This is a genomic window from Microcoleus sp. Pol11C2 (genome assembly GCF_036701505.1).
Lineage (GTDB): Bacteria > Cyanobacteriota > Cyanobacteriia > Cyanobacteriales > Microcoleaceae > Microcoleus.
Genome location: NZ_JAUBQX010000002.1, coordinates 89,963 through 116,567, shown reverse-complemented (window position 1 = coordinate 116,567; position 26,605 = coordinate 89,963). Strand labels below are relative to the sequence as shown.

Sequence of the window (26,605 nt, the reverse complement as noted above, 5' to 3'; positions counted from 1 at the left end):
AAAAGTTCAAAAAACAAAATTTTGAGTTCCGAGCATTCAGCTCAAAACTCAAAATTCTTAACTCACAAATTTTTATGGGTCGCCCGGGATTTGAACCCGAGACCAATCGGTTAAAAGCCGAATGCTCTACCGCTGAGCTAGCGACCCGCGAAAACATTGTTACCGCACACAATTTCTAATAGTAGCACCCCTCATTTGAAATAGCAAGTGTTTTTTAAATAAAATTTGCAGTCATGCGAACCAGCATCTCGCAAGTCGCTCCCGGCTGCAAATAAATCAAGTGTTCGCCAGTGTTGAGGGCATTTCGAGGAGCAGTCCAAGGTTCCAAACAGTAAAAATCCTTGCCCTTCACCATCCAGAAAACCAACTTCCCATAGCTGGAGTTGTAACTCAGGGTGAGCCGCAAGCCGCTCGCCGCGTCAGTGACAGTAGCAGCAAGACCAGTGAGCTCGTCAAAGGAAACATCAATTTCATCCAGCGTCTCGTCAAAAACCCCGGTGAAGTAACCCTTTTGATGGGTGTTCTGATCTCTGTACTGCATCCCCGGAATCTCAAAGCGGAGCTTAGATTTGTCCGTCGCCAAAAAGTAGGGGTGCAAACCACTAGAAAACGGCATGGGTTCGGCAGACAGATTGGTGTATCGCTGAAAAATTTCCAAAGAATTGCCTTTAATCTGATAAGTGAAGGCTAGTTGGAAATCAAAGGGATAAACAGCCAGCGTCTTGTCGCAGCTATCGAGAATCAGCGTAAGAGCGGCGCAACCCTCTGTAACTTGTTCACCTATTGTCCAAGGCAAGTCTCGAGCAAAGCCGTGCTGTTTGAGCTTACGCTCCACTCCCTTGTGGGTGTAAGTATTCTCGGGGAGATTGCTGCAGATGGGAAACAGGATGGGAATCCCGCCACGTACAGTTAGATCGGGATTGGCGAACCGTTCCGCGTCCCAGTAGAAGATTTCTTTGCCTTCAACCAGCCAGCTAGTGGCAATACCGCCCCGTTCCGGCACAACTTCTAGAGTAGAGTTAGCCGTTTCGTCGGAGAGGATATAGGTTTTGTACTGCTTTTGCTTGAGCGCGATCGCAAACACATTTGTCATCGGTAGTAGGTCATTGATCATTGGTTGTCAGTAAATCGGTCGTTAATAATTGGCCGCTAGTATCTTGATGTTCACCCATTACCGCCCCTATCCTCCCCCGGGCTCCTCGTTGTTCCGACCCCCATCGGCTAACCAATGCTCCCAGCTATAGGAGGCAGGGCGATCCGGTGCTTGGAGCGTTTGCTGCGGGTAGCTGGTACGATCGTTGAGGTCGGCTGCCCTTTGACTGCGACTTCAAAAGATACAGCCCGAGTGGGGGGAAGATAGCTTTGGGGACTCGGCACTGCTCCTTGACTGGGAGAAGGGGGCGAAATAAACGGCTCTTTGATGAATGGCTCTTTTGTAAACGGCTCTGGTTCCCGGCTGGGATTTTGAGGTTGAGTGGGGTAGATGCGCGGCGGCAAATTTTGATTCGGAGGTGGGTTTGATTCAATTGCAGGCCCCGTCCCGTTCGGGAAAAATGAGGAGTTGTCCGGCTGTTGGGGCGCAGCCGGCAAAGCCGGCAAAATCAAAGTAGGTTTGGGTTGTCCGGGCCCTTGCTGAGTGCTTTCACCGGAGGTTCCCCCGGAACCTCGCCCGGGCTGGTATGTACCGCTCTTTGCTGCTCCTGGCAATGGAGAATTGGGAGTTTTTAGTGTGGCTCCTGGCTGGACTAGGGCATCGAGAACTACAGAAGATCCCATCGGTCGATCGAAAATACTAGAAATTTGCTCGACGCGTTTGAGGATGCGATCTGCTGCGGCTCCCTTCACAACCTTCGGCTGAAACTTTTTCACCTCCACAGGCACAAACTCTACCTTCATATTCCTGTCTTTGAGCGATACTTTCAGGACTGCGGTATCGTAATCCCTGCGAGCATTCCCACCGAATATAAAATTACCCAGCGAATAAACTATCGGACGGCCCTTGTAAATTTCTGCACCTTGCAGTACCTGGGGATGGTGTCCCACTACCAAATCAGCTCCTTGGTCGATCGTGAACCGAGCCAAATCAATCTGCCAGTCCCCCGGATAATCTGCCAATTCGACTCCCCAGTGGTAATTAACAATAATCCAGTCTACCTGACCCCTAAGAGCTCGAATATCCTCGGCCACGCGATTGTTGCGGCGGGGGTTAGTGCCCGCTTTCCCTTGGTCGGCGACGTTAAGCTCGGCATCGTAATAACCGAGGTAGGCAATTCGCTGACCCTTAACTTCAATAATATCTGGACGCCTAGCTTGTTTAATATCTCTGCCGGCTCCCAGGTGTTGAATCCCACTACTATCTAGAGTATTCATAGTCTCCACCAGCCCAGGTTCCTCGTAATCCATAGCGCGGCTATTTGCCAGATTGACAATATCCACTCCTCCGGCTGTTAATACTTTCACCGATTCGGGATCGGCTTTAAAATTTAATTGTTTTTTACCAGAGTCCAATGTAGAGCGAGTCAGGGAGTTTTCTAAGTTAACCATCGCCACATCTGCTTGCCGGTACTCGTCCATATTGGCGAAAGCCCATTGGTGATCGTTGGCAGCAGATGCTCCGAGCGCATCCGATAGATTCACATTTCCTCCGAACATCAGCGTTACTGTTGGGTCGTAACGATTAGCAACTTGCTTTTGCTGTACTACTGGTACCACTTCTAAGGCCGCTTGCACCGTATCCGCACGTTTTGGAGGCGGCCCCGACATTACCGCAGCTTGCTGGTACCCGGATACTGGAGATACTGACTGCAGGGTCAGAGCTTCGTGGTAGCTGACCCAACACCCTAAAATAAATGATGCAAGTGCCGATCCCACTAGCAGCAGAGAACGATACGTTTTAAATTTAACCCAATCGACGACCGGTAGGGAACGGTAACGCCGCCGCTGGCGGTTTGCCGGAGTGACAATTCGTACTGACTGTTTCCAGAGAATGTCTGCATCCCCAGCCAAGCGCGCGTGAATTCGCACTCCTTCTACTGCTGGCGAGTTGAGTCTCCAGAGTTGGTGGCAAATAAATTTGACTAGGCCTTCCCGGAGAGTGCTCCCGAGTAATGTAGTCTCTGGGGCAAATTCGCGCTGGAATTCTAGGAGGATTTGGACGCAGCCGGCCTGAGCCTGTTCGACGCGGGCATAAATCCCTTCGGGGCGCAGCAAGCTGTCAATCCAGTAATTCAGGGCTTGAAAGTTGCCCGATCGCGCTAGCTCCAAGATAGACGGCTGCGACCAATTTTCTGCGTACACCATCAATTAGCCTCCTTAATACGCACGAGCGATGACTCCAATTTGTTTTGAACGGAACCGCAATTCTTTTAGCTTAACCGCCACAGGTTCCGCTGCCCGTTTTGAAGCTAGTTGTTGGCCGCCACCATTTTCTACATTTAGGGGCTGCCTGCTGTCAGTGATTTTTATCACACTCCGGTCTGTTGATTTTAAATTTTAGATTTTAGATTTTAGATTGAGTTGAGAGGGGGTACTGGGGGCTAGAAATAACCTTCAAACAAAAGGTTTATGGGGGACTTGAGGCAGAAGAGAGGAAGATTTCTCAGGCAGAGTCTGTTTTTATTGTCGCTGTTTGAGTGTCGCTTTAGAGCTTCCGCTTTGAGATTTGAGATTTGAGATTGAGCCAAGAGGCTTTAGTGGGCGATCGAACAATCGATTTTAAATTTTAGATTTTAGATTTTAGATTGAGTTGAGAGGGGGTACTGGGGGCTAGAAATAACATCCAAACAAGAGGTTTATGGGGGACTTGAGGCAAAAGAGAGGGAGATTTCTGAGGCAGAGTCTGTTTTTATTGTCGCTGTTTGAGTGTCGCTTTAGAGCTTTCGCTTTGAGATTTGAGATTTGAGATTGAGCCAAGAGGCGTTAGTGGGCGATCGAACAAACGTCGAAACAAGAGGTTTCTGGGGGACTTGAGGCAAAAGAGAGCGAGATTTTTGAGGCAGAGTCTGTTGTTATTGTCGCTGTTAATCGCGTGCCGTCGTCAAGTCCTAATGCTCCAATCTATGCTGGCAAATGCCTCTCACGAGGGATGCCACTGGCTGCAGAACCTGTAATTGGATAAATGGCGTACTAGATAGATTTGGTGGTAAAATCAAATTTGGTAACTCCCATCGGTACAAAAGTTGCGGAAAACGTGAAACTGGCTAGTCCATACGGCTGTGCCTTCCGATGTAAAACCCAAAGTACGTTACGGTAAACAGACCATATTTTAAGCAAGTTACACTGCGCAGGAGAACTGACAAATGCTACAGCGCAAAATCTATCAACTCTGTTGTGATGGTCGTGAGGTTTCTATTTTTCTTCGAGATCAGCAACGTTGGATAGAGCGCGCTCGTATCCTAGATATTGAAGGGGATCTAGTCACGCTGCGCTACGAAACCGACGAAGAAGACGAAATCAGCTCCTGGGAAGAAATGGTGCGTCTCGAAAGTATTGGAGCTGTATCCCAGAAGTTGGCTTCGGTATCCCGAACTAACTGCGAACCCCTAGTTTCTGACGATTGTCCCGAAGCCGAACAAATTCGCAATCACTACCCGGACTCGAATTTGGAATAGTTTTGAGCTCGCGCTTGAGGCACAAGGAAAAGTTGGGGGAAAAGAAAACGACTTTTCTCCCTTTTTTGTGGAGAAATTATGCAAAAAACCCGCTTTAGGCCAAACATATTCTGGGTTGTGACCACATAAGCTATTTTCCCTTTAAATTTAAGCTTGATGGCGGGATCTCCTGCCCACCACACAACAGCGTAAGTACACAGTAGTTTAAAAATTCAATACGCGACAACTTACCCCTGCTGCAACCGGGTTTTTTGTCTGGGTGCGTCCAGGACTGTTTTTTTGTTTTCTTTGCCTGCCGGCTGGTTTCTAGATGCCCGACAGCTTATTCGCCGTCTGTTTCCCCATCTAGGAAAAGTTCGGACTCCGGTATCGCTTTAAAAACCGGACAGAAACCGTCGGGGGTAACTTTAAAGCCAAACAAAGCACTGGACTGGTTCCAACAGCGCTGGCTGCGGTAGTGCTGGCAATTGCCGCAGCATTCGAGGTTGGCCTGAACAGCGCTGCCTTGAAAAAGGAGTTCCCGCTGGGAGATGCCCCGCAGTACCAGTTCTTCGCCTTGCCAGCGCGCTTCTACCAAACCGGTATCGGCAAAATTGGCCCACCGAGGATCGGCTGTAATCGGACTCGGCAAGCTAATTGCTACCTCTGTCCCCAATTCGCTGAGTTCTCCCTCATAGTTAGTTTCTGGGATAGCGGGCTGCAAAAACATTTCCCCGATCGGCAATTCGACAAGTGTTCCGGCCGCCGGAGTGTGCAACTGGTAGCGGTTTCGCAGCTCGTCCAAGTTAGCCAAGTCAGCCAAATATGCAGGGGAACCGTGGAGTAAAATTACGTGCTGGGGACGCAAATTGTGGATGAGTTGGGTCGTCCCGGGCCCGTCGCAGTGTTCGGCTAGCAGATAAGTTTCGACACTTGTGACTCCAGATTCGGGCCTGTTGCCCAGCCAGTCGCTGACGGGATATCCGGGTTTTTGAGGGGCGAGCAAAATCCAAGGATGTGTGCCATCGGCAACATACAAAGCCAAATCAGCTATTTGGTCAGTAATCACAATACAGGGCGTGGCTCCCAATCCGGGGCGTTGTTCGGCAGACAGCCGGCGGACGCGGGGTTTCACCCTTTCGTCCCAAAACAACGGTTGGTGCAGAGCAAAATTTTGGACGGCGGTGGGAAATTGGGGTAACAGTTCCAGATAAGCGTCGCACCCGTCGGCGACAGTGCCATCCACCCAAATATCCAAGTCGCGGCCAGTAAAGTAGTGGTGACTGCGGAGCAGCATCAGCATTTCTTGACCCAAACCAAGGGCCGGGGCGGGCAGCAGTACCGAGTAACCGTCGGCGATGGCGCGGTGGATGCGATCGGCTAACTGATTTTCTAGTTGTCGGCGGTGAGGGTGGCGCGCCGTGCCGTAACTGCCTTCCAAAATTAACACATCAGGCTTCATGCCCCTGAGTTCTCCCAGGGGCAAACCTTCCACCAAACGAGAATTGGACAGGAAAAAGTCGCCGGTGTAAACCACTGTGTAGGTGCGGTGCGGGGCTGCATAAGTCAGCAGCACAGTCGCCGCTCCAGGCAAATGGCCCGACGGGAATAACTGCACGCTCAGTCCTGGGCGCACTTCGAGCGGCGACTGCCAGGGCAGTCCCTGACAGAACCTTGACTCTGGCTGATGAGCCACTTCTGGCCAGTTGAGCGGTAGCAGTCGCGCTGTCACTTCGCTGGCGTAAATTGGCAAGTGGGGGAAAGATTGATGGAGTGCTAGCAAACCTCTGGCATGGTCAGAGTGGGCGTGGGTACACACCACAAAATCGGCTGGCAGCGATCGATTTAGTGTCGCTGATAGCGGTGCAATATCCTCTATACCGCAGTCGAGTAAAATGCGGTGCGGCCCCATTCGGACTAGCAGACAGACCCCTTCCTGTGCGTGGCCTGCGCCGTAAGGTAAACAATCGAGATCCATCACTGCGGTTAGCTCCCTGCTTTGCACGCAACTTGCAGTATCGCCACTTTTAAACATTGGTTGCGACTGCATTCATTCGATCGAGTTCAGTCTCGGACGCTGAAACCGGGTTTGATGAACGAAAACACTTTGTTGCCGCCCTCGCTCCCGGTAAAAAAAACCCGGTTTATCTAAAGTTGTGGTGCGTAAGCCCTGGAGTTAAATGTTTGCTCGAAGGCTCCGGCTCTCGTGCAAGGAAAGTAATTGCACTTAAGATTTGATGCAGCGCCAAGAAAGCGATTTTCCGAAGGCATTGGCCGGACGGGCATTCGGCCTTCGACAAAGTTCAGGCTACTGGTTCTGGCATCAAAAGTTACATTTTATTGCACCATGTAAGAGTAGCGAACTCGATCTCATATTCTGAGTTTTAAACCTTTTTCCACAATTTGCGCCTGCTAAAAGCTAGTCTTTTTTATGAGAAGATTTTAATTCAGATGCCCAAAGATCTTGATAAAACTTTACAATTCTTCATTTTTATGGTTTTGAGGGCCGTGTATAGTCCAATCTGAAAAACGGAGAACTAGCATCGTGCTAGCTAACTGCTTTTGTCAGGGCAGAGAGAGACTTTATGAGTTTGATCGGTTTCTTTGTAAAAGTTTGATACCTTCTTCTAAGCAAACCTTGTGGCTATCGAGGAGAGAGTTTAAATGGCTTTTTGACGCCGCCCAAAAACGGATATAAGTTTCCGACAGGAATCGCCAGCAGCCCAAAGTTTTAGAGTCTTGTTCAAGCTCCAGATTCATCTGTGAAGTAAATCTCAAATCGTTCGACTGAGGGCGACTCGACAGCTCGCCCAACGTCTGAGCGCGGCTCGACTTAGCTGGACTCGACGGCTCGCCCAAAGTCTCGCCGAAGTATCAAAACTCAAATCTAAAATCGGCTAACTGGCCCATAATTAGGTTTGTTTACTTCTCTCCTTGACTAGGGGACAAAACGATGTGTTTTTTTGTTTTACCCCAAACATAGCAACATAAATCCCCCGACAAGAGATGATATTGATCCTATAAAAATACTACGAGCTTGCCAGAAGTAATCTCAGCTCGTTCAGTCTCCAATCAGCCTGTAATCTCCAGTTTTTTATCAGGGCTGCGTCTTATTTAGGGTGGAGTTTTGGACTTTTTTTTAGCTAATCCGTGCGCCGTTTAACCGCGAAAGTTTTAATTGCGAGCGTGTTTAATTGTTTGGTATGTTTTAGATAATAGTACCCGCTCGCAATTAAAGCTGAAATGAGGGGCGATCGCACAAACCCGGTTTTATCAAAAAATCTGGTTGTGAGATTTGGTATTAATGGGAGACTGGGGAGGAAGCAGAGGGCAAATAACGGCTGCAATTGACACGTGCATTGAGGTGCGAAGGTTTTCGATAAAAAAAATATTATAATGTAGGAAAAAAACTTGACATCAGCGGGTCATCGAAAGTAAAAATAAATAATAGCCATAACCAAATGAGGCTTTATGTTTTATTCGCGATCGGCGATCGGCAAGTATGGCATTGAGAAGTTGCTATTCCATAAAACAATTTCGGGTAAAAAACATCCGGTAATATACGGAGTATCTAGGATTTTTTCGCAATCTAAAATCTAAAATCTAAAATCTAAAATGGCAACAGCTATTCTTGAGCTGGAAATCTCCAAACTCCCGCCAGAAATTACGGTTGAGGAGCGTTACAGCAAAGCCTTAATTTTAATTCGACTACACGGAAAACCGATCGGTCAAGCTCTTTTTCACGTAGTCGGAGGCCGCATTGGCGGTGACGAATTACGGAAAACACTGAGGAATTGTGCTGGTGACAACTTCTGGAAAAACTTGGTCTACGACACTCTAGAATGGGATGAGCGGGGGTCGGTGGAGGCATTGCCGCTAGCCACAGTAGCGGTTTGCACGCGCGATCGACCGGAAGATTTGCGGCGCTGTCTAGACGCGCTGATGCAGCTCCCAGACGAGGGTCAGGAATACTTAGTAATTGACAATTGTCCCAGCACGGACGCTACCAAGGAACTGGTCAAAAATTACCCACAAGTCCGCTATGTGCGCGAAGACTTACCAGGCTCCAGCGCTGCCCGTAACCGAGCTTTACGCGAAGCTAAACATGAATTCGTAGCCCTTACAGATGATGATGCTGCCCCCGATCCGAACTGGCTGCGATCGCTCTTGCGAAATTTCAGCGATCCACGAGTGATGTGCGTCACGGGGCTGGTGATGCCCTTGGAACTGGAAACCGAAGCCCAAGAATGGTTTGAGTGCTACAGCCCCCACGGGCGGGGATTTGAGCGCCTAGTGTTTGATGGGGCGCATTGCAATCCTCTGATTGTGCATCTTGTGGGAGTTTCGGCGAGTATGGCTTTGCGGAAAAGTTCGATCGACTACATTGGCCTGTTTGACGAAGCTTTGGGGGCGGGAACGCCCACGGTGGGTGGCGAAGACTGTGAACTCTTTGCCCGCATTTTGCGCGCGGGCTACTGCATTGTCTACGAGCCGAGAGCATTGAGCTGGCACCGCCATCGGCGCACTTGGGAAGAATTGCGAAAAACGCTCCAGGGCTACGGCATCGGAGTCTATGCTTTCTGGACGCGGATGTTTGTAATCAACAGAGAATTCAGTGTGCCTGTGTTAGCCTTGTCATGGCTGTTGTACAAACAAATTCCTGAACTAATTGCTTCTTTGCGAAAGCAAGCGGATTCTATCCCTAGTGATTTGCTTTTGGCTCAACTGCGGGGCTGTGTCAGTGGCCCGATGGCTTATTTTGTGTCTCGCAAGTGGTTGCAAGAAATTAAGGGGAGCAATAAATAGGGATTTTTAGATTCTTTTTAACCGCAGATGAAATGCAGATGAAATGCAGATGAAGTTAATTTTGATAATCTAAATATGGAAAATTTAACAGTTAGCGTAATTATTCCCACTCACAACCGAAGTTCTTCGCTGCGGCGCGCTCTTGATGCTTTGCACTCGCAGACTTATCCGATTGACCTAATGGAAGTTACAGTAGTCGCAGATAGTTGCATTGACGATACTTTGGCAATGTTACAAGACTACAAAGCTCCGTTTAAACTGCACGCGATGGAGGTAAATTGCCGGAGTGCTTCCATCGCCCGCAATACGGGAGCAGCTTCGGCTACCGGGCAATTGCTGCTGTTTCTTGACGATGACATCGAAGCGCTGCCGTCTTTAGTCGAAAGCCACGCGCGGGCACACCAAGTGCGTCCGGGCTGTGCTGTCATGGGTCCTTATCCGCCAAAGTTGCAGGGAGGAACTACATTGTTTGGCGTACATGTGCGGGCTTGGTGGGAAGACAAGTTTTATCAGATGAGTCAGCCTGGTCACCGATTTACTTATCAAGATTTGCTCAGCGGCAACCTTTCTTTGGATGCAGAACTGTTTGCTCGTCTCGATGGCTTTGATTCGGCTTTCGGGAACTGCGGCGGGGAAGATTACGAGTTTGGGGTGCGTTTGCTGAAAGCTGATGTACCTTTTGTTGTGGCTGCTGAAGCAGTGGGCTTTCATTACGAACACGAAACCAACAATCTCGATCGCTCTTTCCGCCGAGCTCGTCAGGAAGGGCGATCGGATGTTTTGATCGGCCAGCGACACCCGGAACTTAGACCGATACTGCCGGTAGCAGTCTACGAAACTGCTGACTCGCTGGTGGAGCAAATTGTGGTGGCGGTCACGTTTTTCTGGCCGGCTGCTGTGGATTGGCTGGCACTGGGACTGAGAAAATTTCTTGATTTACTCGAAAGCCTGCGGATGCGGGGAACTTGGCGGTGGTTGCGGCCAAAATTGCGCGGTTATTGGTATTTGCGGGGTGTCATCGATGAGTTGAAAAGTCGATCGGCTCTTTCTAGTTTTATGCAAGGTGAGCCTACTCATGCTGACTTGGGCAGACATGAAATTGAAATCGATTTGCAGGAAGGTTGGGAAGCAGCAGAACGAATCATTGACGAGCAAAAACCCGAGGGCATTTACCTCCGTTACGGTGAACTGTCAGTCGGTCACGTCACTCCCAAATTCGGTGTAGAGCCACTGCGGGGCGCTCACTTGCGATCGATTCTGGCGCTTGACTTTCCCGAACCCCTGGCTCGGGCGATCGCGGTTAAAGGTATGCCCAAAAGTGCTGCTCATTCTGAGCCTATCTTAGTGGACAACACCCTACTTCAACCTCTACTTTTATTTACAGTATTGGACCATAAAAAACTGAAAACTTCATCCTATAACTGACATAATTAGGCAAAATAAGCAACCAAAGATAGAGGTGTAATAAACCATTGAAGTAAGTAGAAATAAATAGGAATTGAAGTAAAAACAAGAAAAATTAAAAATGGTAATTATGGCAATAAAATTAATTGAAGCTGATTTTTTAGCACCAATTGCTGACAAGCTGACCCTGGTGCCGACTCAGAATTTGGTTAAGATTCAGCCCTGGGAGGCCTCCGGGCCAGAACCTCAGATAGCTGCCGGAGGTGTGCGGTGAGAAATGTAAAAACGTTCGTCGATGGGCGCAAAATGGCTCATTGGTTGGATTTGCTGCGGGTGTTGGTCGATCGCGAGATGAAATTACTTTACAAGCGATCGACCTTGGGGATTGCTTGGACTTTAATCAGTCCGCTGTTACAGTTGGCTGTATTTTCCTTTTTGTTTCGCTCTGTTGTACCCCTTAATATTCCCAAATTTTCTTCCTTTGCTTTCAGCGGCTTGTTAATCTGGAATTGGTCTCAAACGGTATTATTTAAATCAACGGCATTAATTACCAATAATAAGGCACTAATCAGGCAGCCAAATTTCCCCTCGGCAATTTTGCCGGTAGTCACGACGACGACTGGGCTCATTCACTTTTTCTTAGCATTGCCGGTGTTACTTATCTTTCTGGCAATTGATGGCGTTCATCTGAATGCAGTGCTATTTTTGTTGCCCCTGCTGATGATTATTCAGTTTTTCCTGACAGTTAGTTTTGCTTATCCCCTTGCCGCTTTGAATGTCACTTTTCGGGACACTCAGCACACTTTGGGAGTAGTTTTGCAGATGATGTTTTACCTGACTCCGATTTTCTACGACATTAGCAGCGTCCCGGAAAAATTTAAGATTTTTTATTACTTAAATCCAATGGTGCCACTGATAGAAGCTTACCGCGCCATACTGCTCAAAGGTATGCCGCCAGATTGGCGGGTTCTGTTAATTTTGACCTTGGCTGTGGCGGCTCTTTTGCCCATCGGACTGGGAATTTTTAGACGGCAAAGCGATAATTTTGTGGAGGAGTTGTAAATGCGTGAAGCAATTATTGTCAAGGGCTTGGGTAAGCGTTTTAACCGCTACTCTACCGCGAAACCTTATACGATTATGGAAGCCGCTTTGTCCGGTTGGTGGCGGCTGAAGCCGGAGTCGCGTTTTTGGGCGCTGCGGAATATAAATTTTACTGTTTCTCCTGGGGAAATGCTAGGAATTCTTGGCAAGAATGGCGCGGGAAAATCAACGCTGCTGCAATTAGTCGGCGGGATTGGTCACGCTGAGGAAGGAACTATTAAAGTTAACGGCCGAATTGGCGGCTTGTTGGATTTGGGTGCGGGTTTTCACACGGATCTAACTGGCAGAGAAAACGTGTTTGTGGGTGCGGTGGTGGCAGGTTTGACTCGCCGCGAAGTGGCGCGCAGGTTTGACGATATTGTGGAATTTGCAGAGTTAAAACAGTTTATTGACAGCCCGATGCGGACTTACAGTACGGGGATGAAAATGCGGCTGGCTTTTTCGGTGGCGGTGCATACCGATCCAGAAGTGCTGTTAGTTGATGAACATTTGTCGGTGGGTGATGTCGCTTTTCAAACTAAATGTTTGAATAAGATAACTGAGTTTAAAAATCAAGGATGTGCGATTGTTTTGATTTCTCACACCGCGTCGCAAATTCAGAAAATGTGCGATCGGGCTTTGTGGCTAAAATCCGGTGAAATTGTGGCTTATGGGGAACCGGAAGTGGTAGTCGGTCAGTATTTGTCAGAAATGCGATCGTCCACAGAAAATCGCACTCCCCTGCCTGCTGCTGAAGCTACAAGTAGCGGCTCGCCACTGCGAGGTACTCAGAATCGCTTCGGTTCTATGGAAGTAGAAATTACCGATGTCAAAGTGTCGCCAACTACGGAAATAGATAGCGGTGATGCTATTAGCATTGAAATTCATTATTCGGTGTATCAGGAAATTTCTGCTGCTATTTTTGCCGTGACAATCAGCAGAGAAGATGGTCAAAGCTGTTTTGAGACTAATACTAATCAAATGGGCAGACTGCTGCCGCTGGTGAAAGGGAAAGGCAAAATCCGGCTGCAAATAGATAGGCTGGATTTAGGAAACGGTCAGTATTACGTGAATGCTGGGGTTTACGAGGAAACTTTGGCTTACGCCTACGATTATCATTGGCAGGTTTATCCGCTGTACGTGCGATCGACTGTAAACCAAAAAACGATTCTTTGTCCGCCGTTCCGCTGGGAATTTGAGGGCCAAATGCCGCTTATGGATTTAGCCGAACCAGCCGGTGAAACTTACAATTTGGATAAGAATAATCCCGGCTATGCCAAGATTTTGACTCAGTTGGCAAATAAGCAAAAACCTCACTTTTTAATGATTGGTGCTCAAAACTGTGGCACGGAATCTCTATACGGCCATCTCGCAAATCACTTGCAAATTATCAAAGAAGGTTCCCAGGACATTCACTTTTTTGAATTAAATTTTGAGCGTGGTGTTGATTGGTACAGCAAGCAGTTGACGCGGAGTGTAGCGAGTGAGAAGGTGTTACTGTGGGAGATGACTTCTTACTATATTTATCATCCTTTGGTGGCGGAGCGAGTTTACAAGTGTTTCCCGGAGGTTAAGCTGATTGTAATGCTGCGAAACCCGGTAAAACGAGCGTGGATGCACTATCATTTAGAAGTGGCGAGCGGCTGCGAAAAGTTGGATTTTGAAAAGGCGATCGCTTCAGAACCTGATAGACTCAAAGGTGAGATTGAAAGAATCCAAGCTGATGAAAAATATTACAGTTTTAATCACCAGCATTATTCTTATTTGTCGCGGGGAATTTATGTAGAACAAATCAAAAATTGGCTCGACTATTTTCCTAGAGAACAGTTGCTAATTATCAAAAGCGAAGATTATTACGCACATACAGGCAAAGTTTTTTCGGAAGTGTTAAATTTTTTGGAAATTAGTTCGAGTGCCAGTAAAGAAGATGAAATTCATCATCTCGATGAATACAGCCAAATGCCACCGGAAATCGAACAAGAATTGACAAATTATTTCAAACCTTACAATCAGGAACTTTCTGATTTGTTGCATGAAGATTTTAGTTGGAGTTAGGAAAAAAGTTTTTAACCGCAGAGATCCCAGAGATAAACATTAATCATACCTTTTTCTTTTCTTCCTCTCGATCTTGTGCGCTCTCTGCGATTCATTAAAAAAATCTCATCCACAAACCATTTATCAGGTATAAAAATGCAACGGATATTTTTAGTAGGCTCTCCGAGAAGTGGCACAACCATGCTTCAAAGTTTATTAGCCGCTCATCCTGAAGTTATTTCTTTTCCTGAATCTAAGTTTTTTCACTATTTACTGTACAAGAAGTTTGCGGGAAAGTTGCCAGGTAGGATGGAAGCTTTTTTTAAGGATGAGATTAGTCGGCCTGAACTTTTGCAAGATTTTGATGATAGTCAAACTGTGGCAACTAAAGTTAGTTGGTTTGTCGGAGTTTTGGATGGTTTGGCTGCGGAACAAAACAAAAGTATTTGGTTGGAAAAAACGCCGGAACACATATATTTTATTGAAGATATACAGCGCTTGTTGCCGGATGCTAAATTCATACATATTTTGCGAAACAGTATGGATACAATAGCTTCTCTTCATGAGGCTACTAGGAATTCTCATGATTTGTGGGGGCCTGGTTGGGATTTAAATCACTGTATCCATCGCTGGAAGGAGGCGATGTTAATTAGTCACAAATATGCTAAAAATTCTAATCATATATTAGTCAAATATGAGGAAATACTCGATAATAAAGTCAAAAAATTAGAAGAAATTTGTGATTTTATGAAAATTGAATATGATGATAGAATGCTGGAATTCTATCAAGAAAAAGCTGCTCATCTCAGTTTAAATCTACCTTGGCACCAAGGGATAGAGAGAGAGGTGAAAAGTAATAAGGTTCACAAATATCATAAAATTTTCAAAAGCAATGAAATCAGATATATTTTAGATAAAATTCACCGAGTAAAGGGTGAAATTGCCTGGAAAGTTGCGGTGGAAGTGAGCGAACCAATTTCGGATATTTACGCTTTGCAAATATGCGATCGCCTGTCCTGTACGATCAAACTAGAAGGAATTAAACTCGGTATTATTGAATTGCCGATTTGCGATGGCATGGTTGCGGCTTCGGTTTTGGCGGATGCGATCGCAGCCCAGTTTGCTTGGCAAATTCTCGATCGCTTCTTTCAACGCAATCGCTGCGAAAAAGGCAATAAATTGTGGGAAACTTTGCTGGAATCATTGCACCCTAAACATGACTGGACGCTATTTCTGCAAGAATTATGGGGGCGTCCGCATTGGCATTTGGAGGATTTCTACAAGCCTGAAATAGCTGAGGAAGTCTCAACAATTACCCTCGAAAAAGATTTGATAGTATTAGAAATTAGCGAGGAATTTGCTAATATAAAAGTTGAGCTTTCTGAAATAGACGTGCTGGTGAAAGTAGGCGGCGTTGCTGTCGGTATTGTCACTGTTGCGGTGGAAAATAATTTTGTTTCGGCTCAAAAATTGCGATCGACAATTACTCGAAATATGGGTTTTGAGTTGTGCGTCACCGCCGTGCGAGAAGCTTTGCTGGGAAAACCACTCAACGGCAAGCAATGGCTGCGATCGCGCTTAGCCTCTTGTGCTCAACAAAGGTCGAATTTGCCCGACTCGTTGAATGCACCGGGTGCTGAGGGCATTTATCCCCAAAATGCGTTGATATTCGGCAGGCGATCGGGTGCGATCGGGACAAGTGTCAGCCGTCGTGCCTCACTCCCGGCGGCGGCGCTGCAGGAAATCGAGTCAGCCGCGGCAATCGCGGGGCAACCGACAATGCAAATTCCCCAAGAAAACGAGTTTCCAAAGCAAGTATTTTACGCACCGGAAATCATTGGCTCAAAATCTTCTTATCGGGAAGTTTCTCATTCGGTGAAACCTCAAGTTTTTGACAATCATAGCCTTACACAAAAACTACCGATTCTCTCGTACCGCCGCATTTCTCCTGACGGTTTAAACGCCGTTACTCCCCAGATTTTTGAACAACAGTTACACAATTTTAAAAAGCAGGGTTATTACAGTGCGACTTGGGACAATTGGCGAAGCGCAAAACTGGCTAAAACTCCTTTACCCGGTAAAGCTGTATTGATGACATTTGACGGCGGCTATCTGGACTTTTTCCAATATGCTTGGCCTGTGCTAAAACGCTTTGATTTTACAGCAACTGTTTTTCTCGTAGCGGAGTCAATAGGAAAGACAAATACTTGGGAAAAAGCCGAATTTGAAGAAGTGCAGTTAATGGGATGGCGAGAAATTTTGCAACTGCGGGATGCCGGAATTGAATTCGGTTCTATGTCTGCTACTCATCAACCTTTGACTGCATTGTCGCCGACAGAAATTGTGCGGGAGGCGGCCAAATCCCGTGCTATCTTGGAACGGGGATTAGAGAAATCTGTTAAATGTTTTGCCTATCCTTACGGGGATGTCGATCCAATTGTAGCGCATTTAATTGGAGCGAGTGGATATACTTTTGGTGTATCATATAAATTAAATTATAGCAGTTTTGACGATAATTTATTGTCGCTGCCGCGCATTCAAGTTACCGCAGAAAATGCCTTAAAGTTAGCTTAGTAAGGTGCGTCAATCAGCCCGATTTTTCCCTCAACTAACAATCTCTCAACGGACGCACCTTACAAGTGAAATTTATTAATCAATCCCTTGATTTTTCTCTGCAAATAACCGCCTAACCCTCGGGAAATTTTCTCAAATTTATAATCAAATAAAATATTCATAACATCTTCAGTTTTCATATACTTTAAATAAGAAATCATTTTATCGGTTAGTTCATCATTAACATCATCGATATACTTTCTCACTGCCAACCTTTCCGAAATATTCCATTTCCGATCAAACTTGCGGTGCATTTCTGTCTCATAATCCCGAAAATCTGAGATTTTCCCCTCCAAATACCTTTGAATATATTTCCCCGCGATTTGGGCACCATCCATCCCGTGTCTAATCCCTTCGCCACCCAAAAAATTTACTGTCGAAACACTATCGCCTATCGCAATTATATTATTATCTTTGCAATAAATATCCTTCAAACCAGGGCTGTACTTCAGCGTGGAACCGTGTTTGTCAATAATTTTATAATTTTTAGACTTCAGATATTCATCAATCAGTAAATCAATATATTTTTTCAGCGGTGACAAATGCCTCACCGTTTTCGGATCTAAAAAAATGCGACCCGCACCAACTTTCAGCCTGTTTGGTTCCATTGGGAATATCCAGGAATAACCCTTCGGCATCCATTTATCGCCCAAAAAGAAGATTAAATCACCGCTGTATTTATTGTAAACTTCTGGCTCTACTTCAATTAAATATTCGATTCCGGTTCCCGACAAAAAATCTGGCTTATCATTCTCTTTTTCGTACATAACTGCCCTAGCAAAGCCAGTAGCATCAACCAATATTTTCGTGCTAACTTTGATTATTTGACCGTCGGATAACTGTTTAAATTCTACGGTTGTTTCGCCCTTGGCTTGTGAATGTCGGGTGTAGCGATAACCCAGCCAAACTTCACCGCCAAATCGCTCAGCTTCGCTGGCCAAAAATGCTCTAAATTTAGCAAAGTTGAGAACAACTCCCAAGCTTTCGGGAGACTCCCAAGTTTGACTGACTTTGCTAGTTTCAATAGTAAGTTTGTGCCAAAAACTGCCGATAACGGATTCAGGCAAATCGAATTTAGAGAGGGTTTCTAGAGGCGTGGCGGCGCTAGAAAAGTCATTTTTATTAAAATTGTCGTTTTGCTCTGCCAGCAAGACTTTGTGGCCGGATTGGGCTAGGATTCTCGCACAGTGACCGCCTGCAGGGCCGGCTCCTACTATTACTATGTCAAAACTTTTTAAATTCATTTTGCTTTTAACTCGCTTCCAATGTCAAAATACCCGCAGACATATCGCAATGGTAGTTATGACGCCACTACGATTCAAATTGCTTCAAACGGTCAAATTTTAGGTAGAGTTCTGAATGTGACACCATCGGACTTGCGGGGTCGTTTTATTACACTGTCATAGAGCGGGTATTTCTTAGGATTAGTCTCGAATGAATGGTAAGGTGCGCTAGGCGCACCCTACAATCCTAGCTATTTACACGCTAACAGGAGACTGTTTGCGGCTGAATGTTGCTAAGATTCGATCGCACATTTGCGACGGATTTAATCCCAAACTGGCAAATGATTGTTCAGGCGTTGCATGATCTACCAATGTATCGGGTACACCCAACCGCATCACTGGAACAAGAACATTATTGTCCAACAAAGCTTCGGCTACTGCTGAACCAAAGCCTCCCATCAAACAGCCTTCTTCCATTGTGACAACTTTGCCGATTCGCTGTGCCAAAGGCAAGATTAATTCGGTGTCCAAAGGCTTGACAAAACGCGCATTGATCACAGTTGCTTCAATACCGTGCTCGCTCAGAATCTGGGCGGTTTGCATTGCCGGATAAACCATTGAACCGTAACCCAAAATCAGCACATCGTCGCCGTTGCGGAGAATTTCGGCTTTGCCGATCGGCAATTCTTCCCAACCTTCCTCCATCAAAGGCACGCCGTAACCGTTGCCGCGCGGGTAACGCATCGTTATCGGTCCGTTTGTGTGGTTGATTCCCGTGACTATCATCCGCTGCAATTCTGCCTCATCTTTTGGTGCCATAACTACCATATTTGGCAGGCACCGCAAGAAGGCAATGTCGTACATTCCTTGGTGAGTTGGGCCGTCAGCACCGACAATGCCGGCGCGATCCAAACAGAAGAAAACTGGCAAATTTTGGATGCAAACATCGTGAATTATTTGGTCATAGCCTCGCTGCACAAATGTCGAGTAAATTGCCACAACCGGGCGCATTCCTTCGCAGGCTAAACCAGCGGATAAAGTCACGGCGTGCTGTTCGGCAATCCCGACATCAATGTACTGTTTTGGCAGTTTTTCATGAAGTTTATCCAGACCGGTTCCGGTTGCCATTGCAGCGGTAATGCCGACAATTTTGGGATTATCTTCTGCTAGCTTGACGAGGGCGTGGGCAAAGACTTTCGAGTAAGCTGGAGGCTTGGGTTTAGTGGATGGAATGCCTTTGCCGGTGGCTAAGTTAAAGGGATTCTGGGCGTGATAGCCTACTTGGTCTTTTTCGGCGATCGCATATCCTTTGCCTTTCACCGTCACCACATGAACCAACACCGGCCCTTGAATGGTATGAGCTTGTTTGAAAGTGGCAATTAACTCTTCCAAATTGTGTCCATCTACCGGGCCCATGTAAGTAAAGCCTAATTCTTCAATTACTGCTCCAACTTTTGAGACGGCCAAGCGTTTCATCCCTTCTTTGAGGCGTTCCATTTCAGGAGTAAAAGTTTCGCCGACAAAGGGAATGTGTTTAAATTGTTCCTCTAAGTTATCTTTGAGAAATTGCACCGGTGGCGACAATCGCATCTTGTTCAAATAGCGGGTAATTGCGCCGACGTTGGGCGAGATTGACATCTCGTTGTCGTTGAGCACAACTAACAAATTGGTTTTCGGCATATGGCCCGCGTGGTTGATCGCTTCAAGTGCCATGCCGCCAGTCAATGCGCCGTCGCCGATGACTGCTACAGTTTTAAAGTTTTCCCCCTTGAGGTCGCGCGCCATCGCCATTCCTAGTGCTGCGGAAATGCTTGTGGAAGCGTGACCTGCGCCGAAGTGGTCAAATTTGCTCTCGCAGCGCTTGAGATAGCCTGCAACGCCGTCTTTTTGGCGTAGGGTGTGGAATTGGTTGTAGCGGCCGGTGATTAATTTGTGAGGATAAGCTTGGTGACCGACATCCCAGGTAACTTTGTCGCGATCGAGGTCGAGTGTTTGGTAGAGTGCTAAGGTCAGTTCGACTACACCCAATCCTGGGCCGAGGTGGCCGCCGCTAGCGGCTACAGTTTCTAAATGCTTTTCTCGAATTTGTCGGGCAATTTGTTCGAGTTGATGAATCGAGAGGCCGTGTAATTGGTTTGGGTGAGTCAGTTCGCTGAGATGCATATTTTAAAATCTTGCTCCTGTGAATCAGGACGAATCCTTAACAGATATAGGTTGAGCCTGCGACGTTGGGTACGGGCAAACGTTAGAATAGTTTAACGGTTATTTGAGGAAAACTGTTAGGCGTAAGATTTTTGTTATTTTTGGCCTGGTAATTATAGTTAATAAATTGCGCGCCGTCAATATAAAAAAAGCTTATGTTGTTAGTTGCTAATGGCTAGTTGTTAGCTGCATGGAGATTCTTAAGCATTTTTAACTACTTTTTGTAGTGATGGCTGACTTTTTAGCCATCTTGTTTCTGCAGGCGGACTATGATACAAAATCCTTAACAGTGATGGAGCATCTCATATTTGTAAAAACACTGCTTCTGGCTCCTTCCTTCTGCCTCAAAACTTTAATTTCTAGCTTGGCTGCAAAAGTGAGATGCTCCCCTGTTAAGTGTGATTTATATACAGCCTATTCCAGGTTTATGAAGTACACTCCAGAAACCAGGTTTCTTTACAGTTCTCGCATCCTTACTGATTCTGTTCAAAAAACCCGGTTTCTCGCCAGCTACATCTACATGGAATATGCTGTAAATCAACAACCTCTACCAGAAATCATTCCATTTACACTGGAAAAGTTTTCCCGAATTTGGATAGTAGAGAGCTGCGACGCTCGAAGCATTATTTTGTAAGCTCAAAAGTCGATTCGGGCGACGGCGACAGACTCTCGCTTACTCCGCTGATGGCAAAGGAGTTTCCGCTTCTTCGGGCGGCGGAATTTCAGCAGGAGTCGATTCGGGCGACGGCGAAAGACTCTCGCTATCGGCCGGCGGAATTTCAGCAGGAGTCGATTCGGGCGACGGCGAGGGACTCTCGGCCCCGGGCGAGGGACTCTCCGAAGGACTTGGGGCGGGAGTTTCCGGCGGTGGCGGAAGTGGTGCGGGCTCGGGCTGGGGGCTTTGGAGGCTTTGTACCCACAAACCTAAACCGCCGCCGGCTAATATCAGCCCCAACACCCCCAGTAGGGGGAGCGGCAGCTTGGACCGCCGTTTTTGAACGGGTTCCGGGGCGGGGGAAGTTTCGGGGTACAACAACTGTTTGGACGATTCAGAAAGCTGAGATTCAGGAATCCTCCCGGACTTCTGGAGGGACCGTGGCAGGGACGGCGGCAGCGACACCGAGGCTGACGCTGGCGCTGACGCCGGCGCTGACGCCACCGCCGGATCAAACAGTACCAATCTCTCCGGCGACATCCGACAGTGAGTGGCCACCACGGAGGTGTTGTCATAACCGTTTTTCTCGTTGGCGAGACGAATCCAAGACTGAACCGCGGCTTCCAAAGACATTTTGCCCTCAAGCACCTCTGGGCCGTAATTTTCCCAAGATTTCTCTACCCAGTCGTTGTCGCTCAAACCGTCGGAACACAGCAGCAGTAAGCCTTCCTCTTCGACAATAAATCGCTGAATCGTCGGGCGCAGGAAATCGCCGTCCCGCGTGCCCAAAGCTTGAGTCAGGGCTCCTGCATCGGCTCGCAGTTGAGTTTCCCAGTACAAACAGTGTCCTAGCTGGACTTCCCTTGAGGCTACGTCGTCGTCCACAGTCAGCCGGTGACAGTAATTTTTGCCAATCCAATAAGCGCGGCTGTCTCCAACATTGACTAAATAAAGTTCGTGGCTGTTATTCGAGGGCAGATCCTCGGAAATTTTCACTTTTTGAGGCAACTGGAGGGCCATCACCAAAGTCGTCCCCATCCGCTGCCGCAACTCTTTTCCCTGCTCGTTATTTTGAGCGGAAATCACATTATTCACAACTCTCACTATTTCTTCGAGTTGCTTGATGACCATTGCTGGCGTCATCAACTCTTCTTGTTCAGTAATTTCTGCGAGCAAATTTTGGATTAAAGCTTTCAGGGACTGCACGGCTAATTGGCTGGCAACTTCTCCTCCTTCGTGGCCTCCAACCCCGTCGCAAACCATTGTCAAGTAAGGAATTAGTTTGTCGTTCCCTGAAGTTTTGCTAGATTGAAAATCAGCAGCAACCGGATAGCAACTGTCTTCATTCTGCGAGCGCTGCGGCCCGGTATCGGTCATGCCGACTACTTCTAAGTGCAGAGGCAATTTAGCGGCTTGTTCTAATAGTAAATCGTTTAGTTCCAGGGCGATCGCGTCGAAATTCATGCTGCTGCGGCGCATAAACTGACAAATCTCTCCGAGTTTCGACTGCACCTCGGGTTGCGCTGATTCCACCAAACCTGACCACACATCTCCCAAATCCCGCAGCGTCGGTACAAAATTGCCCCGGTGCAGTTCCAGCAGGCGTACCCGCCAACCTTCCACCCGCAAATTTTCCGGTACCAGCAAACTCGAAGCGACTCCTTGTTCCGACAGCGGTGCCCACAGTTGGAGCATTTGCCACAGCCAGTAAACTTGGCGCGCGGCGCTTGTCCCCGACCAAGATTCTAAAATAGAAGGATACAGGCGACCGAAATTATTGATGGGCACATTTTCCAACAAGAGCACCTCTGCCGCTTCCGGTGCTTCCCCTAGCGAACAATAACCGTATACTTCCGGCGTATGCAGCCGTTGGGGATACAAATGCAGGTAAGGCATAATCGTATCTGGCAGTTGTTCCGGGACGCTGGGAGGCAGAACTGGACGGCTGTCGAGCCAGATTTGGGGTGCAATGACAAAGTATCGATCGGCTATTACCTTACCCGCAGGCACTTCCTCGGCTGCTTGTCCCACCACCCACACATAGCGATAAATTAAATCCGTTTCGCACGCTGCACAGTGCTGGCGGCCAAAGGTATTGCGTGGATCGGCACAGCTAAGATTCGGGCAATAAATGGGTTCGGAGAAACTGCTGATCATATCGAAATAGTTTGTGTAAAAACATTCTGAAGATATATGATTCGCAAGCCCAAATTCATGAGCTTGAGAATAAACTGATTTTAGCCCCTATCAATTTCTTAACTGCCTTTGGGCCCGTAGAAATTGTAGTTTCTGCCAGTCTGCACCGGCTTAAATTGTAATTTAAGTTACTAAACTCAGACTTGGAGTACGATGGAAGCCTCAACCTGGTACCGCGGCGCGAAAAAGCGCTCTGAGGGCTTGCAAGTGGCAAACCCTTGCAGAGTCAGTTGTTGGCATTTCTTAAATCTTAAATTTCCAATCTAAGATCTAAATAGTATCACCTATTCTTTTTATGATCTGGACTCCGACGCTCCTTTGGCTGCTAGCTGGGTCTTTGCTGTGTTTGGCAGAGCTATTTCTCCCGACTGCTTTTGTCGCTTTTGTGATGGGACTGAGCGCCTTCGCCGTAGCTGGATGCTCTCTAGTTCTACCTTACGTTAATTTACAAATATTCCTGTGGATGGTATTTTCGACAGTTTTTGTGCTGCTGTCTCGGCGCTTGATACCCAAAGGCAAGGCAAGGGCGATCGCAGATTCTCAGGAAGCAAAAACTTTAACAGAAATTCCCCCCGGAGAAGCCGGCCGAGTCATTTATGAGGGGAATTCTTGGCAAGCTCGCTGCGAAGACACGAAGGCCACTATCCCCCCCAACCAAAACGTAATTGTCGTCGGACGGAAAGGCACTACTCTGATAGTTTTGCCAGAAAATCTCTTGCATTCTTAAACAAAATGCGTAATTAATCACAGCCAATTAGTAGTTAGTCATCAGTCATTAGTCAACAGTCAACACTCAACAGTCAACAGTCAACACTCTATATTTATAGGAGGCGACCGTGGAACAATTTTTTTTACTTGTATTTTTAGCACTCGGCGGCTCAGCTCTCGCAGGTTCCGTCAAGATTATCAATCAGGGAAATGAAGCGCTGGTGGAAACTTTAGGTAAATACAACGGCAAGAAACTGGAACCCGGTTTGAATTTTGTCACGCCGTTTATGGATCGCGTCGTTTACGAGCAAACAATTCGGGAAAAAGTCTTAGATATTCCTCCGCAAGCTTGTATTACTCGCGATAACGTTTCCTTCACGGTTGATGCTGTGGTTTACTGGCGCATTGTAGACTTGGAAAAAGCCTGTTACAAAGTAGAAAATCTCCAGTCAGCAATGGTGAATATGGTGCTGACTCAAATTCGCGCCGAAATGGGTCAACTGGATCTCGAACAAACCTTTACTGCTCGTTCTCAAATTAATGAAATCTTGCTCAGAGATTTAGATATTGTTACCGATCCTTGGGGAGTGAAAGTAACGCGGGTAGAATTGCGCGATATTATCCCTTCTAAAACTGTACAGGAATCGATGGAATTGCAGATGGCCGCCGATCGACGCAAGCGGGCGGCAATTCTGACATCCGAGGGCGAACGCGAGTCAGCAGTTAACAGCGCCAAAGGTAAAGCTGAAGCGCAAGTTCTGGATGCAGAAGCGCGCCAAAAAGCGACTATTTTGGAAGCGGAAGCTCAACAAAAGGCGATCGTCCTGAAAGCTCAAGCAGAACGCCAAAGTCAGGTTTTGAAAGCTCAAGCTACTTCTGAAGCCTTGCAAATAATCGCCAAAACTCTGCAAAATGACCCCACTGCCCGGGAAGCTTTACAATTTTTGTTAGCTCAAAACTATCTGGATATGGGTCTAAAAATTGGCACCAGCGACAGCAGCAAGGTGATGTTTATGGACCCGCGCAGCATTCCCGCTACGCTCGAAGGAATGCGATCGATCGTTGGGGAAGGTAATAATAATGAGGTGAAAAAGTAGGGGAGCATCTCATATTTGTAAAAACACTTCTTCTGGCTCCTTCCTTCTGACTCTTTCCTCCTACCTCGCAGCAAGAGAGCCTCCTGCCTCAAAACTCCAATTTTGGGCTTGGCTGCTTTCATTGAGATGCTCCCAAAAGTAGGGGAGCATCTCATATTTGTAAAAACACTTCTGCTGGCTCCTTCCTTCTGACTCTTTCCTCCTACCTCGCAGCAAGAGAGCCTCCTGCCTCAAAACTCCAATTTCTAGGTTGGCTGCTTTCATTGAGATGCTCCCCTTGGTATTTGGTATTTATTTAAACATCGATATTCAGGCAACTTCTCTTGGCCGTTAACCTAATAACTCGACACAGTTAAAACGATCGCCTCTCTATCTCCCAACACCAAACCATACTCCAAACCCTCAACAACCGCTTGATAAGAAGCATCCAAAATATTACCAGAAACCCCCACAGTCGTCCAGCGGTCTTGACCGTTGCTAAACTCAACCAACACGCGAGTTTTAGCAGAAGTTCCCGCACATCCGTCCAGAATTCGCACCTTATAATCTGTTAAGTTAAAATCAGTAATTGCCGGATAAAAATTCCGCAAAGCCTTCCGCAAAGCCGCATCAAGTGCCGAAACAGGCCCGTTTCCTTCCGCGCATTCCAGAATATCTTGACCGTTAACTGTCACTTTCACCGTTGCTAAAGAATTAACTGTTTCCTCCTTACCTTTATCGCAGTGAACTTGAAAACCTTTGATTTCAAATAAATGCTTGCGCTTTCCCAAGGCCTCCCGCATTAACAATTCAAAAGAAGCCTCAGCACCCTCAAATTGATATCCCTGACTTTCCAAATCTTTCAATTTTTCCAAAATTTGGCGGCAAGCAGGATTTTTGCGATCGAGATCCATGCCAAAAGTGCGCGCCTTCGCCAAAACATTGCTCAAACCGGCTTGATCCGAAATCACAATTCGCCGCCTGTTGCCAATTTTTTCCGGTTCCAAATGTTCGTAAGTTAACGGATTTTTCTCAACAGCCGATACGTGGATTCCGCCTTTGTGAGCAAATGCCGAAAGACCGACAAAAGGAGCACGATCGTCTGGAGCAAGATTGACAATTTCACTAATCGATCGACTTACTTGAGTTAACCTAACTAATTGCTCGTCTTCAATACAATTATGACCCAACTTTAGCTGAAAATTAGGAATTAAGGAACATAAATCGGCATTGCCGCAGCGTTCGCCGTAACCGTTAATAGTTCCCTGTACCATCGTCACTCCTTCCCGCACAGCCGCCAAAGCATTAGCAACCGCAACTCCCGAATCGTTGTGAGTGTGAATTCCTAATTGTAAAGATTTTTCGCGATTAGTTCCTAAAGATTCTAAAACATCGCGAACAACCTGACTGACTTCGTGAGGTAAAGTACCCCCGTTAGTATCGCAAAGCACTAGCCATTCTGCACCGGCATCGGCGGCAACTTCTAAAGTTTTAATAGCATAATCTCGATTGTGCTTGTAGCCGTCAAACCAGTGTTCGGCATCGTAAATAACGCGCCTTCCCTGACTCCGCAAATATTCAATTGTATCTCGAATCATCGCCAGATTTTCTTCTAGCGTCGTCTTCAAACTTTCAATAACGTGCAAATCCCACGACTTGCCAAACAGCGTCACCCAGCGAGTACCGGCGGACAAAATAGCCTGCAACATTTCATCATTAGCTGCCGTAGTTCCCGGCCGCCTAGTCGAACAAAAAGCTACAACTTCTGCTTGAGTTAGGGGCTGTTCTTTGAGACGCCAAAAAAATTGTACGTCTTTAGGATTTGCCCCCGGCCAGCCGCCTTCAATAAAGGGAATTCCTAAACTGTCTAACTGCCGAGCAATTCGCAGTTTGTCTTCGAGAGATAAGGAGAGTCCTTCGCACTGAGCACCGTCTCGCAGCGTGGTATCGTAGATCCAGAGCCGATTTGTCATGGGAAATTGCGATCGAGAAATTGGTAATATATCACTTACCATATTA

The 26,605-nt window shown here is 47.0% G+C and carries 18 protein-coding genes and 1 tRNA gene; 9 read left to right on the top strand and 10 right to left on the bottom strand.

The features are described 5' to 3' along the window. Positions 1-75: 75 nt before the first annotated feature. The 4 genes from QUA42_RS02010 to QUA42_RS01995 all read right to left on the bottom strand — a co-directional run bounded on the left by QUA42_RS02010 (position 76) and on the right by QUA42_RS01995 (position 3,468). Positions 76-147, bottom strand: a tRNA-Lys gene (locus tag QUA42_RS02010). A gap of 67 nt (positions 148-214) precedes the next feature. Next, complete coding sequence (locus QUA42_RS02005; RefSeq protein WP_445301281.1) at positions 215-1,084, bottom strand: aldose epimerase family protein; 870 nt, start codon at positions 1,082-1,084, stop codon at positions 215-217. A gap of 137 nt (positions 1,085-1,221) precedes the next feature. Continuing rightward, positions 1,222-3,300 (bottom strand): CapA family protein, encoded by a 2,079-nt coding sequence (locus tag QUA42_RS02000; RefSeq protein ID WP_333134636.1) that lies wholly within the window; start codon positions 3,298-3,300, stop codon positions 1,222-1,224. A gap of 12 nt (positions 3,301-3,312) precedes the next feature. Further along, complete coding sequence (locus QUA42_RS01995; RefSeq protein ID WP_158307982.1) at positions 3,313-3,468, bottom strand: hypothetical protein; 156 nt, start codon at positions 3,466-3,468, stop codon at positions 3,313-3,315. A gap of 830 nt (positions 3,469-4,298) precedes the next feature. On the opposite strand from QUA42_RS01995, the gene QUA42_RS01990 reads away from it, so the two are divergent. After that, positions 4,299-4,610 (top strand): DUF6679 family protein, encoded by a 312-nt coding sequence (locus QUA42_RS01990; RefSeq protein ID WP_006633466.1) that lies wholly within the window; start codon positions 4,299-4,301, stop codon positions 4,608-4,610. 322 nt (positions 4,611-4,932) lie between these two features. On the opposite strand, the gene QUA42_RS01985 is transcribed toward QUA42_RS01990, so the two are convergent. Next, positions 4,933-6,567 (bottom strand): MBL fold metallo-hydrolase, encoded by a 1,635-nt coding sequence (locus tag QUA42_RS01985; protein ID WP_333134834.1) that lies wholly within the window; start codon positions 6,565-6,567, stop codon positions 4,933-4,935. 1,637 nt (positions 6,568-8,204) lie between these two features. On the opposite strand from QUA42_RS01985, the gene QUA42_RS01980 reads away from it, so the two are divergent. The 6 genes from QUA42_RS01980 (at position 8,205) to QUA42_RS01955 (ending at position 16,487) form a co-directional block, all read left to right on the top strand. Further along, positions 8,205-9,395, top strand: coding sequence for a glycosyltransferase (locus tag QUA42_RS01980; protein ID WP_333134634.1), 1,191 nt, complete (start codon positions 8,205-8,207; stop codon positions 9,393-9,395). A gap of 75 nt (positions 9,396-9,470) precedes the next feature. Further along, the gene (locus QUA42_RS01975; RefSeq protein WP_333134632.1) at positions 9,471-10,820 is read left to right on the top strand and encodes a glycosyltransferase; all 1,350 of its coding nucleotides are present in this window, start codon (positions 9,471-9,473) and stop codon (positions 10,818-10,820) included. A gap of 109 nt (positions 10,821-10,929) precedes the next feature. Next, a complete protein-coding gene (locus QUA42_RS01970; RefSeq protein WP_333134630.1) occupies positions 10,930-11,073 on the top strand; it encodes a hypothetical protein in 144 nt (47 codons plus the stop codon). A 32-nt stretch (positions 11,074-11,105) separates the two neighbouring features. After that, positions 11,106-11,861, top strand: a complete 756-nt coding sequence (locus QUA42_RS01965) for an ABC transporter permease (protein ID WP_333134628.1) — start codon at positions 11,106-11,108, stop codon at positions 11,859-11,861. Further along, positions 11,862-13,934, top strand: a complete 2,073-nt coding sequence (locus tag QUA42_RS01960) for a Wzt carbohydrate-binding domain-containing protein (protein WP_333134626.1) — start codon at positions 11,862-11,864, stop codon at positions 13,932-13,934. 135 nt (positions 13,935-14,069) lie between these two features. After that, a complete protein-coding gene (locus tag QUA42_RS01955) occupies positions 14,070-16,487 on the top strand; it encodes a sulfotransferase (RefSeq protein WP_333134624.1) in 2,418 nt (805 codons plus the stop codon). 59 nt (positions 16,488-16,546) lie between these two features. On the opposite strand, the gene QUA42_RS01950 is transcribed toward QUA42_RS01955, so the two are convergent. The 3 genes from QUA42_RS01950 to QUA42_RS01940 all read right to left on the bottom strand — a co-directional run bounded on the left by QUA42_RS01950 (position 16,547) and on the right by QUA42_RS01940 (position 22,763). Then, positions 16,547-17,770: an NAD(P)/FAD-dependent oxidoreductase gene (locus QUA42_RS01950; RefSeq protein WP_333134622.1), complete on the bottom strand. Its 1,224-nt coding sequence runs from the start codon at positions 17,768-17,770 to the stop codon at positions 16,547-16,549. A gap of 234 nt (positions 17,771-18,004) precedes the next feature. Then, positions 18,005-19,912: a 1-deoxy-D-xylulose-5-phosphate synthase gene (dxs, locus tag QUA42_RS01945; RefSeq protein ID WP_333134620.1), complete on the bottom strand. Its 1,908-nt coding sequence runs from the start codon at positions 19,910-19,912 to the stop codon at positions 18,005-18,007. 712 nt (positions 19,913-20,624) lie between these two features. After that, on the bottom strand, positions 20,625-22,763 hold the full coding sequence (locus QUA42_RS01940; protein ID WP_333134618.1) for a protein phosphatase 2C domain-containing protein: 2,139 nt from the start codon (positions 22,761-22,763) through the stop codon (positions 20,625-20,627). A gap of 334 nt (positions 22,764-23,097) precedes the next feature. Here QUA42_RS01940 and QUA42_RS01935 point away from each other — a divergent pair, with 334 nt between their 5' ends. Together QUA42_RS01935 and QUA42_RS01930 are read left to right on the top strand one after the other, a co-directional pair. Then, positions 23,098-23,529 (top strand): NfeD family protein, encoded by a 432-nt coding sequence (locus QUA42_RS01935; RefSeq protein WP_333134616.1) that lies wholly within the window; start codon positions 23,098-23,100, stop codon positions 23,527-23,529. Between the two features lie 109 nt (positions 23,530-23,638). Beyond that, complete coding sequence (locus tag QUA42_RS01930) at positions 23,639-24,607, top strand: SPFH domain-containing protein (protein WP_333134614.1); 969 nt, start codon at positions 23,639-23,641, stop codon at positions 24,605-24,607. Between the two features lie 60 nt (positions 24,608-24,667). Here QUA42_RS01930 and QUA42_RS01925 read toward each other — a convergent pair whose 3' ends face one another. Then, entirely contained in the window at positions 24,668-24,871 is a 204-nt protein-coding gene (locus QUA42_RS01925; RefSeq protein WP_333134612.1) for a hypothetical protein, read from the bottom strand. Between the two features lie 71 nt (positions 24,872-24,942). Then, the gene (gene cimA, locus QUA42_RS01920; protein WP_445301279.1) at positions 24,943-26,601 is read right to left on the bottom strand and encodes a citramalate synthase; all 1,659 of its coding nucleotides are present in this window, start codon (positions 26,599-26,601) and stop codon (positions 24,943-24,945) included. Between the last annotated feature and the right edge of the window lie 4 nt (positions 26,602-26,605).